This is a genomic window from Mycobacterium sp. NS-7484 (assembly GCF_001953975.1).
GTDB lineage: Bacteria > Actinomycetota > Actinomycetes > Mycobacteriales > Mycobacteriaceae > Mycobacterium.
The window spans coordinates 41325-53811 of record NZ_MBEJ01000129.1; the positions used below are offsets into that span (position 1 = coordinate 41325).

A 12487-nucleotide genomic window follows, 5' to 3' on the forward strand; every position below is an offset into this window, starting at 1 on the left:
CTGCTCAGCGGTTCGGGGTCACGGCGGCGATGATCTCGGCCACCGACCCGGTGCGGGCGCTGCGCCAGCCGGTGCCGGCCCAGACGTTGGTGGCCTGCGGATCCCCGGCTGCCACGGAGGCCTTGCGCACCGGGCTGGTGAGGTAATGGATCTCGGGATAGCCCAGTGGGGCCTGCGCATCGTGCTCGATGACGAAGCGGTTGCGCAACCCACGGGCATAGCGGCCGGAAAAGCTTCGGGTGACCACGGTTTCGGTGAACTCCGGACTCTGCAGCGCCGCACGGTGCACCGGACTGCTGCCCGATTCGTCGGCCAGCAGAAAGGCGGTGCCCAGTTGCGCCGCCGCAGCGCCGGCCGCCAGGACACCTGCGACATCGTCGGCGCTGATCAATCCCCCGGCCGCTCCGACCGGCACCTCGACGGCCGCCAGGACCTGGGCCAACAGCTCGTCCAGCGGTTGGCTCGCCGGGGCCGCGGCCGGGTCGAACGTCCCGCGGTGGCCGCCGGCTGCGGGGCCCTGTACGACAAGTGAATCGAGCCCGCGGCTCACCGCCAGGCGAGCCTCGTCCACCGCCGTCACGGTGCCGACCGTGGTGATGCCCGCGCCGCGCAACCGGGCGATCTCCGCCTCACTCGGCAAACCGAACGTGAATGACACCACTTCGGGACGCACGTCGAGCACCACGTCGAGTTTGGCGGCCCACCCATCGTCGTCGTAACGGGGTTCGCCGAGCGCCACCCCGTAACGTCGGGCCTCTGCGGCCAAGTCTGCAGCGTAGGCCTCGATCTGCTCGGGTGTGCCGACACTGGGTTGAGGCGCAAAGAGATTCACCCCCAGCGGCTCGGTGGTCAAACCGCGTGCGGCGGTGATCCGGTCAGCCAGCGTGTCGGCGCTCAGATACCCTGCCGCAACGAATCCGAGGCCACCCGCGGCGCTACCGGCGGCGGCCAGTTTCGGTGTCGAGGGCCCACCGGCCATCGGCGCCACGATCACCGGATGCCGCAGCTCACGAATATCGAATGTGCCCATCACCGCACCGCCTTTCCGAACAACAACACGTCCTGGGGCTCGTCACTCAGATTGGGAAACATCCCGTAGCGCGCCAGCCTTCCCTCCAGTGACAAACCACACCGCCGCAGCACCGCGGCCGAGCCGGCGTTGTCCGCATGGCAGTAGGCCGACACCCGGTACACCGTCGGGTCGGCCTGTACCTCGGCCAACATCAACGAAACCGCTTCCGACATCAGGCCACGCCCCCACCACGACCGGGCCAAGCAGTAGCCGACCTCCACCGAGTACGGCTGTAGGCGCCGGAAGGCGCACAGCCCCGCCACGTCGCCATCGATCTCGACCAGCCAGGTCAACTCGTCACCGACGTTGAACAACGTGGTGATGACGCGACGTGTTTCGGCCACCCCCGAATGCGGTCGCCAGGACAGATACCGCGTCACCTCGCCGTCGGAGGCGATCTCGGCGTACAGAGCCTCCGCATCCTCGACGACCGGCGGGCGCAACCGCACCCGTGGGCCGGCCAGAATCTGAGGGCTGGGCATGTCCCCCATCCTGCACCGTTGCCGGTACCGCGCGTCCAGCGGTTTACTGGACCGATATGGCCATCACGTTCAACCACACCATCGTCGCCGCCAAGGATCGGCAGGCCTCCGCCGACTTCTTCACCGAGTTGTTCGGACTGCCGGATGCCCAGGAGTTCGGGCCGTTTCTCGCCGTGACGCTCAATCACGGGGTCAGCCTGGACTACGCCCAGGCGCCGCCAGATGCCGAGATCGCGGTACAGCATTACGCATTCCTGGTCTCCGAGGATGAGTTCGACGCGATCTACGGCAAGATCGAGCAGCGGAGCATCCAACACTGGGCCGATCCGCACGGTCAGCACCCCGGCGAGATCAACCACCACGACGGCGGCCGCGGGGTGTACTTCCGCGATCCCTCCGGCCATGCCTTGGAGATCATCACCCGGCCGTACGGAGGCTGACGAGCTCGGCGTCGCGGCGCGATTTTTTGTCGGTGGTCGGTGTGATGATGGCGTCATGTCCTCGGTGACAGCTTCTTCGGACGAGCGGGTCCCGCCCCGTGAGCGTCTCGAGGTGTTGTTCGACGAGTTGTCCCAGCTTTGTGGACAGCGCAATGCCATCGACGGGCGCATCGTGGACATCGTGGCCGAGATCGATCGCGACGAGTTGGGCGGGATCACCGGAGCCCGGTCGATCCCCGCGTTGGTGGCGTGGAAAACCGGTATCTCACCGGCCAACGCCGACACGCTGACCGCGGTGGCCCGCCGCTCATCCGAATTCCCCCGCTGCACCGAGGCGCTGCGCGAAGGTCGGCTGTCGCTGGATCAGGTCGGGGTGCTGGCCAAGGGCGCGGCGGCCGGTTCTGATGAGCATTATCTGGAACTGGCCGAGAACGCCACCGTGAGCCAGCTGCGCACCGCGGTCAAACTCGAACCGCACCCCGAACCGAAGCCGAAACCCGAACCGCAGCGGTCGTTCACCCGAACCGAGGGCGAGGACGGCTACACCACCTACAGGATCCGGCTGCCCCGCGTGGAAGCGGCGAAATTCGATGCCGCCCGGGCCGCACACCACGATGCGCTCGTCGCCGACTGGAAACGCAACCACGAGATCGACACCGACACCGGCGAGGTGATCTCGGATTCCGCGCCGCCGTTTCCCAACAATGTCGATGCGTTCATGAGTCTGATCACCGCCGGCTGGGACACCGAGGTGGCCGCCCGCCCGCACGGGCAGCACACCAGCGTCATCGTTCATGCCGATGCCGACAAGTCCTTTGCCTGGCTGCACCTAGGTCCGCTGCTGACCGATGAGGAACGCCAATACCTGCTCTGCGATGCCACCTGTGAGGTGTGGTTGCAACGCCATGGCCAGCCGATCGGTGCCGGCCGCACGACGCGCACCATCAGCCGACGGCTACGCCGCGCCTTGGAGCATCGTGACCGCTGCTGTGTGGTCCCCGGCTGCGGGGCCACCCGCGGCTTACATGCTCACCACATTCAACATTGGGAGAACGGTGGCCCGACCGAACTGTGGAATCTGGTGCTGGTGTGTCCCTACCATCACCGGGCCCATCACCACGGCCTGATCACCATCACCGGCCCCGCCGATCAACTCCGGGTCACCGATGACCGCGGCCGCGAACTGCACTCCCGGTCGCTGGCCCGTCCACCCACCACGCCGGCACCGGCAGTGCCGCCGTACCGCGGGCCCACCGGGGAACGGGCCGACTGGTGGTGGTACCAACCCTTCGAACCACCACCACCGACCGCCAACTAGCGGTGCCCGCGCTCGTGTTCCTGATCGCGGTAGGCATTGGCCAACGTGTCGACATGATCGGGCAGGGCGCCGGCCGCCACGTCGGCCAGGCTGGTTTCCTCCAACACCGAGCGCATGCTGGCCCGCAGGGCCCGCCAGACATCGGTCAGCGCGGCCGTCGGGCCCGAATACGGCAGATCACCCAACCCGATATCGCGCACGCTGGCCAGCGGTCCGTCGATACAACGCAATACGTCGGCAATGCTGATCTCGCCGGCCGGGCGCGCCAGCTCGTAACCACCGTCGCGGCCGCGATGGCTGCGGACCAGTCGATCGGTGCGCAATGCCGAGAGGATGTCGACGAGAAACTGCGCCGGGATACCTTGTGCCTTGGCCAGGTCATCGGTTTTGACCAGCTCACCGTCGGCAACCGTGGCGAGCTGAACCATGGCGCGGACGGCATACTCCGCCTTCGCCGACATCCGCATGCCCTCAGATTCTGCCAGCTCGACAATCGCCGGCCCGGACGCGGTTTGATGCCGCCCGGGCATGAGCCCCGTCATGAGCCCCGACATAAGCTCCGACCATGGCGGTCCGGGATTGGTCCAAGGCCAAGTTCACGTTCGTGATTCTGCTGCCCATCGCGGCCCTCATCGCGGCTCCGATGGTCGTGTGGAGCTACCACACCGAGCGTCCCAAGTCCGAGTGCCCCGCCGAATGGTTTCCCTGATCGCGATTACGTGGGCGGGCTCCAGGACTCGATGACCATCGGCCACGATCTGATCGTCGCCTGCCCCGGCGTCGGCGACGAGCCGCCACCGGACATGCCGAAACCACCGGTGTAGACAGCGATCCGGGGGAACTATGCCGCGGTGACCGCCAGTACCCGGTCGGCCAGTTCGGGCCGGCACACGATCAGATCGGGCAGGGTCGGGTCGGCCGAGTTGTAGACCAGCGCCGAGCCGTCGATGCGCGAGGTGTGCAGGCCGGCCGCCCGCGCCACCGCCACGGGTGCGGCCGAATCCCATTCGTACTGGCCACCGGCGTGCACGTACACATCGGCCACCCCACGGATCACCGCCGCGACTTTGGCGCCCGCCGAACCCATTTCCACCAGAGTTCCGTCGAGCGCCTCGCGCACCGCCAACGCGACGGCGGGCGGGCGGGTACGCGACACCACGACCCGTGGCGGACCGTCGAAGGGCCGCGGCGCGGCCACCTCGGGGGTGGACAGCGTGGTGTTCTGAGCCGGCAGCGCGACCGCCCCGGCCACGAGTTCCCCGGCCTGCCACAGCGCCACGTGCACGGCCCAATCGTCGCGGCCGAGTTCGGAGAACTCGCGGGTGCCGTCGAGCGGGTCGACGATCCAGACCCGCTCGGCGCTCAACCGCGCCGGGTCCGACCGCTCATCGGCCGTCGCCTCCTCGGACAACACCGAGTCACCAGGAACCAGTCTGGCCAATTCGGCCATCAGGAACTCGTGGGACTGCTTGTCTCCGGCGGCTTTTCGCTCGGCAGCCGGCGCGTCGGCGAAGTCGGCACGGACATCGAGCAGCAGATCCCCGGCCTTGGTGGCGAGCCGGGCGGCGAGCTCGTGATCGTTCACCCCGGCAATCCCAACAGCTCGATCACCATGTCGGCCAGTTCATCGGTGCTGCGTTCCGGCGTGAGCCGCAGATCCGGGTTCTTCGGTCGCTGGTACGGGCTGTCGATGCCGGTGAAGTGCGTGATCTCACCGGCGCGGGCCTTGGCGTACAGGCCCTTGGGGTCGCGACGTTCGCAGTCTTCCAGCGGGGTGTCACAGAACACCTCGAAGAAGTCCAGGCCCGCGTCGGTGGTCACCTGCCGCGCCAGCGCGCGGTGCTCTTCGAGCGGGCTGATCGCCGGCACCAGAACGATCTGCCCGGAATCGGCGAGGATCGCGGCGATGTGGGCGAGCCTGCGCTGGTTCTCGGCCCGGTCGGCCATCGAGAAGCCCAGATCGGCGTTGAGTCCGTGTCGCAGGTTGTCTCCGTCCAGAACGTAAGCGGGGAAACCCTTTTCGATCAGCTTCTGCTCCACCAGCACCGCCACCGAGGACTTGCCCGAGCCGGACAGGCCGGTGAACCACACGGTGCGGCCGCGGCTGAGCCGCTCGCCCGCCGAGACCAGCGACGCGTGGCGCACGGTGTTGGGGCTGGCCGACTCGTTGCGGGTATCGCGCAACACCATGCCCGCACCCACGGTGCCGTTGGTGTTGGGGTCGATCAGGATGAACGAGCCGGTGGCCGCATTGCGGCTGTACTCGTCGAGCAGCAACGGGCTCTGCGTCCGCAGTGAAATACGGCCCAGCTCATTGAGTTTGAGTGCGCTGGCCGATTTGTCCCGGTGCAGGCTGTTGACGTCCAGCCGGTAGTCCAGGCCAGTGACCCTGGCCCGGGTGGTCCGGGTGGTGTGCTTGATCAGGTACTCGCGGCCGGGTTCCAGCGAGGATTCGTCGGCCATCCAGCACACCGTGGCGTCGAACTCCTGGGTGATCCGGGGCTGGTTGTTGGGCCGGGCGATCATGTCGCCGCGCGAGATGTCGATGTCGTCGGACAGGCTGATCGACACAGCCATCGGCGGGAAGGCCTCTTCGACGACGCCGCTGGGGCCGTGGATCTCGGTGATGCGGGTCGGCTTCCCGGCCGGCAGCACGATCACGTCGTCACCGGCGCGCAGCACGCCGCTGGCGACGGTGCCGGCGTAGCTGCGGTGGTCGGCGTGCTCGTGGGTCTGCGGCCGGATCACGTACTGCACCGGGAAACGCACGTCGACCAGGTTGCGGTCACCGGCGATGTAGACGTCTTCGAGATGACTCAGCAGCGACGGCCCTTCGTACCAGGGCGTGACATCGGATTTGGTCACCACGTTGTCGCCGTTGAGCGCCGACATCGGGATGGTGGTCACGTCGTGCACGTCCAACCGGGCGGCGAAGGCATGGAACTCGTCGCGGATCGCCTCGAAACGCTCCTGGTCCCAGTCGATCAGGTCCATCTTGTTGACGGCCAGCACGATGTGCTGGATGCCCAGCAGCGAGGCCAGAAACGCGTGCCGGCGGGATTGCTCGAGCAGGCCGTGGCGCGCGTCGACCAGCACGATGACCAGCTGCGCGGTGGAGGCCCCGGTCACCATGTTGCGGGTGTACTGGATGTGCCCGGGCGTGTCGGCGATGATGAATTTCCGCTTGGCCGTGGCGAAATAGCGGTAGGCCACGTCGATCGTGATGCCCTGTTCCCGCTCGGCGCGCAGGCCGTCGGTGACCAGAGCCAGGTCGGTGTAGTCGTGACCGCGTTCCTTGGAGGTCCGCTCGACGGCGGCCAGCTGATCCTCCATGACGGCCTTGGAGTCGAACAGCAACCGGCCGATCAGCGTGGACTTGCCGTCGTCGACGGAACCCGCCGTGGCAATGCGAAGCAGTGTGCTCATCAGAAATACCCCTCGCGCTTGCGATCTTCCATGCCGGCCTCGGAGATCCGGTCGTCGGCGCGGGTGGCGCCGCGCTCGGTGAGCCGGGACACCGCGGTCTCGGCGATCACCTCGGAAACCGTTGCGGCCGTTGATTCGACGCAGCCGGTGCAGGTCACGTCGCCGACGGTGCGGAAGCGCACGGTCTTCTCGATCACCGGTTCGTCCTTGCGCGGCTGCATGTACTTGTGCACCGCGAGCAGCATGCCGTCGCGCTCGAACACCTTGCGCTGGTGCGCGTAGTAGATGGAGGGCAGCTTGATCTTCTCGGCGCCGATGTAGGACCAGATGTCGAACTCGGTCCAGTTGGAGATCGGGAAGGCACGGATGTGCTCGCCCTTGTGGTGCCGGCCGTTGTACAGGTTCCACAGCTCGGGGCGCTGCGCCTTGGGGTCCCACTGGCCGAACTCGTCGCGGAAGGAGAACACGCGCTCCTTGGCGCGGGCCTTCTCCTCGTCGCGCCGGGCCCCACCGAAGGCGGCGTCGAACTTGTTCTCCCGGATGCCGCGCAGCAGGGTGACGGTCTGGATCGGGTTGCGCGACGGGATGGTCTCCACCACGCGGCCGGCGTCGATGTCGTCCTGCACCTTGGCGACCACCAGGCGCGCACCGTAGTGCTCGACGAGCTCGTCGCGAGCCTGGTAGACCTCGTCGAAGTTGTGGCCGGTGTCGACGTGCATGACGGGGAACGGCAGCCGGCCCGGCGCGAACGCCTTGACCGCCAGGTGCAGCATGACGATCGAGTCCTTGCCGCCGGAGAACAGCAGCACCGGCTTCTCGAACTCCGCGGCGACCTCACGGATGATGTGGATGGCCTCGGCCTCCAGCGACCGCAGGTGGCTCAGCTCGTAATGCCCGGCGCGGCCGGCGTCTGACTTTTGCGCGGTGGTCATCGCTTCCCCATTAAGTTGGTAGGAATGGCCAGAATTGCAAGCATAGTCCGGAATCTATCCGCCCCAGCGACGCGGTGTCAATGCCGAGCCAGCCCGATGTCGAGGCCGGATACTTCAGCCTCGGTGCCCGCTGACGTGGGCCGCCGCCCGATGCGGCAGTCGCACGGTGGCGATCAGGGTCAGCGCCAGCAACGCCCCCAGCACCAGGTACGTCCACGAATATGAGGTGAGCTGGCCGAGCAGCAGTGCCGCCACGGCGACGCCGAGTCCGGCCGCCAATTCCTGAACCGAGGCGTTGAGCGTGTTGGCATGCGTCAACTCGTCACCGTCGACATCGGAGAACGCCAGGCTGTTGTACGCGGTGAAGCCGATCGACCGCAGCGCGCCGCTGAGATACAGCACAACGGCCATCACCACCACCGGCAGCCCGGGACGCAGAGCGGCTAGCAGGCCGAAACACCCCACCGAGGCCACCCCGTTGACCAACAGAACACCGCGGATGCCGAACCGGCGCATCAGCGGCGTGGTGGCCGGTTTGATGGTCAGATTGCCGGCGAACAGGGCGGCCACCATCACCCCCGCGGCCAGTGGAGTCCAGCCGAACTCCAGTTGGAACTGCAGCGGCAGCAGGAACGGCACCGCGGTGATCACCATGCGGTACAGCGACCCGGCCAGCACGGTGATTCGCAGGGTGTGCACGCGTAGCACCCGTAGCTGCATCAGCGGCGCCGGCGCGGTGAGCAGTCGCCAGAGCGCCGCGCCGAGCAGGAGTACCGCCGCGGCACCGCACCCGGCGACCAGTGCCCACTGCGTCCCGGAAAACCGGATGTGCTCCAGGGCGATCAGGGCTCCAGCTATCCCCGAGCCGAGCAGCAGCATCCCCGGCCAGTCCAGCGATCGGGCCTGGGATTGCGGGCCGCCGTGGACGTATTTGAGCGCGAAGGCAATTCCGATCAGGCCGATCGGAATGTTGATCGCGAAGATCCACCGCCAGCTGCCCAGCGTCGCGATCGCCCCGCCCAGCACCGGCGCCAGCACCGGTGCGGTCAAGGCCGGCCAGGTCAGCAGTGCGATCGCCCGCACCAGATCGGACTTGCTGCTGTGGCGCAGCACCGCCAGCCGCCCGACCGGGACCATCATGGCCCCGCCCACCCCCTGCAACACCCGCATGAGCACGAGCATCGGCAGCGATGCGCTCAGCGCGCAGCCGACCGAGGCGACCGTGAACACCACGATCGCGCCGAGAAACACCCGCCGGGTGCCGAACCGGTCGGCCAGCCACCCCGTCGCCGGGATCAGCACCGCAACCGTGACCAGGTACGCCGAGATCGCCACGTTGACGTCGATCGCCGCGACACCGAACGACGCGGCGATCATCGGGATGGTCGGCGCGATGATCGTGGCGTCGAGAATCTCCATGAACAGTGCGCCGGCGACCACCAGCGCCATACCGCGTGGGAACGGTGGGTTCTCGGCTTCCGGAATCGAGCGCATCGGGGGCAATCTAGTTCAGCCCCGCGGCCAGGGTCAGCTGCCGAGCACGACCTCGAGGCGGCGGGCGCAGACATCGGCCAGGTCCATCCCGGGGATGTCGAACCGGCGGTTGAGCCGGACCATCGCGACCGCCAGCAAAAGCGGGGCGGTGACGTCGCCGAACGCGATGTTGCCGATCCGATGCCCCACCGCATGCTCGTAACGGTCGATGGTCTCAGCCCGGCTCGGGGTGCCGGGCGCCGACGCGTTGTCGGGCAGCGGGCTGCTGATCCAGTCGGTCATCAACAGCCAGGCGAGGTCGGCGGCCGGGTCGCCGAGGTAGGCGATCTCCCAGTCCAGTGCCGCGGCCGGGGTGAGGTCCGGCCGGTACAGCACGTTCGACATCCGGGCGTCGCCCCAGCACAGGCCGACCCGCTCCGGGGTGTAGTCGTGGGCCTGCAGCCAGGTCAGTGCCTTGGTGAAGACCGGGTGGATCGGCTTGTCGCCGTAGGCCCATCCGAGGGCGTAGTGCAGGAACTCCGTCAGCGCCGCCGGTGTTGGGTCACCCAGGAACCCGAGACGGTACTGCTGCGGGTCGAGGCGGTGTACCGCCGCGATCATGTCGACGCAGCCGTTCCACAGCCTGGCGCGGCCGGCGTCGTCGGTCTCGGCGAAGATGCCGGCCTGATGGTAGGGCGGCATGTCGCTGACGCCGACGACGTCGTCGATGCGGTCCATCACCAGGTACTGGGTACCCAGCGCCTCGCCGTCCGCGTCGATCCAACGAACGCGAGGCACCGGAACCGGTGACGCCGCAAGGCGATCCATCACCAGGTACTGCCGGCGCAGGTCATAGTCGGGCAGGATCTGGAATTCCGGTGGCCGGCGGAACACCAGCCTCAGGCGGCTGCCGTCGTCCAGGCCGTGCAGATCGAACAGGAAGGTCTCGGTGGAGAACCCACCGGGACTCGGAGTCCAGTTGACCACCGTGGCGCGGGATGCACCGGGAATGCGTTGCCGGGCAATGGTTTCGAAGGCAGCCGGGAGCTCGTCGGCAGGTGGCCTCACCATCCGGTGTACCCGTAGCGCGGATAGGCTCCGACGAACACCATCTCGACCAGGCCGTGTCCGGTTTTGACTTGGCCGTCGGTGTGCATCCTGACCTCACACAGCGTCTCGGACAGGAAGCTGACCGGGCGGACCACGTCGAGATCGGTGACGTCGGCGGTGAAGCCGTCGATGAAATCGGTGCCGCGCCAATGCCCGGACGCGTAGCCGTTGACCTCCTCGTAGCCGGCCAGCCCGGGCCAGAAGTCGGTGATGGGGGTGACCTCGATGGTGCTGGTGGTCCGGTCGGCACGGTGCACGGTGAACGTGCCGCCGCTGATCACCCGCAGATCGTCGCGGAACTTCAGCTCATGTTCGACGTCGATGATGCCGTCGGCCACGCGGCCGGTGTGCAGCGGATAGAGGACCTCCCCCTCGAACTGCCAGCGTGCCCCGGTGCTGGTCTCGCGTTGCGCGAAATGCACCAACTCGTCGTCGAATTCGAAGATCCCCATGTAATAGAGAACGCCGTCGGGAATCTCCTGCGGCTGCAGGTTGGCCCCCTCCGGCAGGCTGCCACCGCCGGGCCCGTTGCGAATGCCCCAGGAGTGGTCGCGGCCGAACCACCAACGCGAGGAGTCGATGTCGATGCGCTGCCCGTCGATCTCGATCCAGCCCTCCAGATCACCGTTCTGATAGAACCGGCGGGCGTCCTCGTTGACGCGGCCGCGGCTGCGGTGGAATGCCGCGGTCTGTTCGTAGGCCGGGAACTGCCCGCGCAGCCGCAGGTCCAGGCTGATGCCCTGCTCGTTGGGTTCCAGGACGGCCCGCACGGTGCGCAACGGTTCCTCGACCTGATACGTGAAGGGGCCGACGCGATAGGTGTCCAGCGCGCCGGATTCCGGATGGAGCTCCGTGGACATCCGCACCACCCGAGCCTTGCCGTCGCGGGTGGTGATCATCGCGTAGGCGTCGGTGACGTTGCGGTTGGGGTAGCGGGCCAGCCCGGTCATCACGTTGATCTCCCCGGACCGGTCGAAGCCGTACATCACGATGCGTTCGGTCCAGCGCAGGTCCGATTGGGAGACATGGTCGAACGTGGTCGGCAGCTGATGGCACAGCAGTTCGTCGTGCGGGGTGAGCATCGGCGATCCTTCCAGGGTAATTACGTTATGAGCCGTAACGTAACAGCCGACGCCCGCTGGCGGTAGGTTTTTGCCGTGACCAGTTCCGGCCCCGCACCCGGGCGCCCCCGCGATCCGGCCAAGGACGCCGCCGTGCTGACCGCTGTGCGCGAGTTGCTGGTCGAGGCCGGCTATCAGGGCACCACGGTGCTGGCGGTGGCCCGTCGGGCCGGCGTCGGGGCCCCCACCGTCTACCGGCGGTGGCCGACCAAGGAAGCGCTGGTGGAAGACGCCGCATTCGGTCACGCGGAGACCATCCCGATCCCCGCCCCCACCGGCGATCTGCGCACCGACCTTCGCGGCTGGGTCGCGATGTTCCTGGACTGGCTGGCCAATCCGGTCACCCGGGCCGCCCTACCCGGCCTGCTGGCCGCCTATCACCTCGACGAGACGAGCTACGAGCGGTTGGTGCTGCGCTCGGAGAACGACGTGCGCGCCCTGATGGTCGACGTGCTCGACGGTGACGGCGCCCGCGCGGACGCGGTGTTCGATTTCCTGGTGGCCAGCACCGTGGTGCGGGCCATGACGCGCGGCCTGGCCGATCGGGAGGCGTTCTGCGATCGCACCGCCGACGCGTTGACCGCCCTGGCCCGCGCCGATTTCTAGAGCGCGACCTCGTTGAGCCTGCCGGTCGCGACGTCGAAGATGAAGCCGCGCAACGATTCATGCCTGGTGACGAACGGGCTGGCCTCGATCCGGCGCAACGACTGACGCACGTCCTCCTCGAGGTCGACGAACGCCTCGGCCGCCCACTGTGGCTTGATCCCGGTGTCGTCCTGGATCTGCTGCTTGAACCCGTCATCGGTGAACGTCAGCATGCCGCAGTCGGTGTGGTGGATCAGGATGATCTCCTTGGTCCCCAGCAGCCGCTGACTGATGGCCAGTGAGCGGATCTCGTCGTCGGTGATGACGCCGCCGGCGTTGCGGATGACGTGTGCCTCACCGTCGCCCAGGCCGAGAATGCGGTACACGTCCAAGCGGGCGTCCATGCAGGCCACCACTGCGACGTGCTTGCTCGGCGGCATCGGCAACGGACCGGTGAAGCTCTTCGCGTAGGCCTCGTTGTTGGCCAGGTACTGATCGGTGACAGACATGAACCGACGCTAGCGAAGC

General features: G+C 67.6%; 14 protein-coding genes. 4 read left to right on the forward strand and 10 right to left on the reverse strand.

Annotated elements, in window-relative coordinates; translation table 11 throughout:
* Positions 1 to 4 precede the first annotated feature (4 nt).
* The gene (locus A5733_RS24090) at positions 5 to 1030 is read right to left on the reverse strand and encodes a nitronate monooxygenase (RefSeq protein ID WP_076241921.1); all 1026 of its coding nucleotides are present in this window, start codon (positions 1028 to 1030) and stop codon (positions 5 to 7) included.
* The gene (locus tag A5733_RS24095; RefSeq protein ID WP_076241922.1) at positions 1030 to 1554 is read right to left on the reverse strand and encodes a GNAT family N-acetyltransferase; all 525 of its coding nucleotides are present in this window, start codon (positions 1552 to 1554) and stop codon (positions 1030 to 1032) included. Before A5733_RS24095 ends, A5733_RS24090 begins: the two co-directional genes overlap by 1 nt.
* A gap of 56 nt (positions 1555 to 1610) precedes the next feature.
* Here A5733_RS24095 and A5733_RS24100 point away from each other — a divergent pair, with 56 nt between their 5' ends.
* Both A5733_RS24100 and A5733_RS24105 read left to right on the forward strand, forming a co-directional pair.
* Positions 1611 to 1994 (forward strand): VOC family protein, encoded by a 384-nt coding sequence (locus A5733_RS24100; protein WP_076241923.1) that lies wholly within the window; start codon positions 1611 to 1613, stop codon positions 1992 to 1994.
* Positions 1995 to 2049: 55 nt separating this feature from the next.
* The gene (locus A5733_RS24105) at positions 2050 to 3312 is read left to right on the forward strand and encodes an HNH endonuclease signature motif containing protein (protein WP_076241924.1); all 1263 of its coding nucleotides are present in this window, start codon (positions 2050 to 2052) and stop codon (positions 3310 to 3312) included.
* Here A5733_RS24105 and A5733_RS24110 read toward each other — a convergent pair.
* Positions 3309 to 3779, reverse strand: a complete 471-nt coding sequence (locus A5733_RS24110; protein ID WP_076241925.1) for an RrF2 family transcriptional regulator — start codon at positions 3777 to 3779, stop codon at positions 3309 to 3311. The two genes, A5733_RS24105 and A5733_RS24110, sit on opposite strands and share 4 nt — an antisense overlap.
* 98 nt (positions 3780 to 3877) lie before the next feature.
* Here A5733_RS24110 and A5733_RS27605 point away from each other — a divergent pair, with 98 nt between their 5' ends.
* A complete protein-coding gene (locus A5733_RS27605) occupies positions 3878 to 4021 on the forward strand; it encodes a hypothetical protein (protein ID WP_157561201.1) in 144 nt (47 codons plus the stop codon).
* Between the two features lie 132 nt (positions 4022 to 4153).
* Here A5733_RS27605 and A5733_RS24115 read toward each other — a convergent pair whose 3' ends face one another.
* The 6 genes from A5733_RS24115 to A5733_RS24140 form a co-directional block, all read right to left on the reverse strand.
* Positions 4154 to 4897 carry a 3'(2'),5'-bisphosphate nucleotidase CysQ gene (locus tag A5733_RS24115; protein ID WP_076241926.1) on the reverse strand — a complete coding sequence of 248 codons (744 nt, stop codon included), beginning with the start codon at positions 4895 to 4897 and terminating at the stop codon, positions 4154 to 4156.
* Positions 4894 to 6738: a sulfate adenylyltransferase subunit CysN gene (cysN, locus tag A5733_RS24120; protein ID WP_076241927.1), complete on the reverse strand. Its 1845-nt coding sequence runs from the start codon at positions 6736 to 6738 to the stop codon at positions 4894 to 4896. Before cysN ends, A5733_RS24115 begins: the two co-directional genes overlap by 4 nt.
* The gene (cysD, locus tag A5733_RS24125; protein WP_067769196.1) at positions 6738 to 7670 is read right to left on the reverse strand and encodes a sulfate adenylyltransferase subunit CysD; all 933 of its coding nucleotides are present in this window, start codon (positions 7668 to 7670) and stop codon (positions 6738 to 6740) included. The genes cysN and cysD overlap by 1 nt, the downstream gene beginning before the upstream one ends.
* A gap of 114 nt (positions 7671 to 7784) precedes the next feature.
* Entirely contained in the window at positions 7785 to 9119 is a 1335-nt protein-coding gene (locus A5733_RS24130) for an MFS transporter (RefSeq protein ID WP_076241945.1), read from the reverse strand.
* 78 nt (positions 9120 to 9197) lie between these two features.
* A complete protein-coding gene (locus A5733_RS24135; RefSeq protein ID WP_076241928.1) occupies positions 9198 to 10214 on the reverse strand; it encodes a phosphotransferase family protein in 1017 nt (338 codons plus the stop codon).
* Positions 10208 to 11335: a hypothetical protein gene (locus tag A5733_RS24140; protein ID WP_076241929.1), complete on the reverse strand. Its 1128-nt coding sequence runs from the start codon at positions 11333 to 11335 to the stop codon at positions 10208 to 10210. The genes A5733_RS24135 and A5733_RS24140 overlap by 7 nt, the downstream gene beginning before the upstream one ends.
* Before the next feature lie 75 nt (positions 11336 to 11410).
* On the opposite strand from A5733_RS24140, the gene A5733_RS24145 reads away from it, so the two are divergent.
* Positions 11411 to 11980: a TetR/AcrR family transcriptional regulator gene (locus A5733_RS24145; RefSeq protein ID WP_076241930.1), complete on the forward strand. Its 570-nt coding sequence runs from the start codon at positions 11411 to 11413 to the stop codon at positions 11978 to 11980.
* Here A5733_RS24145 and A5733_RS24150 read toward each other — a convergent pair.
* The gene (locus tag A5733_RS24150; RefSeq protein WP_067769207.1) at positions 11977 to 12468 is read right to left on the reverse strand and encodes a carbonic anhydrase; all 492 of its coding nucleotides are present in this window, start codon (positions 12466 to 12468) and stop codon (positions 11977 to 11979) included. The two genes, A5733_RS24145 and A5733_RS24150, sit on opposite strands and share 4 nt — an antisense overlap.
* Between the last annotated feature and the right edge of the window lie 19 nt (positions 12469 to 12487).

Coding starts and splice junctions, on each gene's coding strand:
- A5733_RS24090 (WP_076241921.1), bottom strand. CDS start 1,030: ATGGGCACATTCGATATTCGTGAGCTGCGGCATCCGGTGATCGTGGCG.
- A5733_RS24095 (WP_076241922.1), bottom strand. CDS start 1,554: ATGCCCAGCCCTCAGATTCTGGCCGGCCCACGGGTGCGGTTGCGCCCG.
- A5733_RS24100 (WP_076241923.1), top strand. CDS start 1,611: ATGGCCATCACGTTCAACCACACCATCGTCGCCGCCAAGGATCGGCAG.
- A5733_RS24105 (WP_076241924.1), top strand. CDS start 2,050: ATGTCCTCGGTGACAGCTTCTTCGGACGAGCGGGTCCCGCCCCGTGAG.
- A5733_RS24110 (WP_076241925.1), bottom strand. CDS start 3,779: ATGCGGATGTCGGCGAAGGCGGAGTATGCCGTCCGCGCCATGGTTCAG.
- A5733_RS27605 (WP_157561201.1), top strand. CDS start 3,878: ATGGCGGTCCGGGATTGGTCCAAGGCCAAGTTCACGTTCGTGATTCTG.
- cysN (WP_076241927.1), bottom strand. CDS start 6,738: ATGAGCACACTGCTTCGCATTGCCACGGCGGGTTCCGTCGACGACGGC.
- cysD (WP_067769196.1), bottom strand. CDS start 7,670: ATGACCACCGCGCAAAAGTCAGACGCCGGCCGCGCCGGGCATTACGAG.
- A5733_RS24130 (WP_076241945.1), bottom strand. CDS start 9,119: ATGGCGCTGGTGGTCGCCGGCGCACTGTTCATGGAGATTCTCGACGCC.
- A5733_RS24135 (WP_076241928.1), bottom strand. CDS start 10,214: ATGGTGAGGCCACCTGCCGACGAGCTCCCGGCTGCCTTCGAAACCATT.
- A5733_RS24140 (WP_076241929.1), bottom strand. CDS start 11,335: ATGCTCACCCCGCACGACGAACTGCTGTGCCATCAGCTGCCGACCACG.
- A5733_RS24150 (WP_067769207.1), bottom strand. CDS start 12,468: ATGTCTGTCACCGATCAGTACCTGGCCAACAACGAGGCCTACGCGAAG.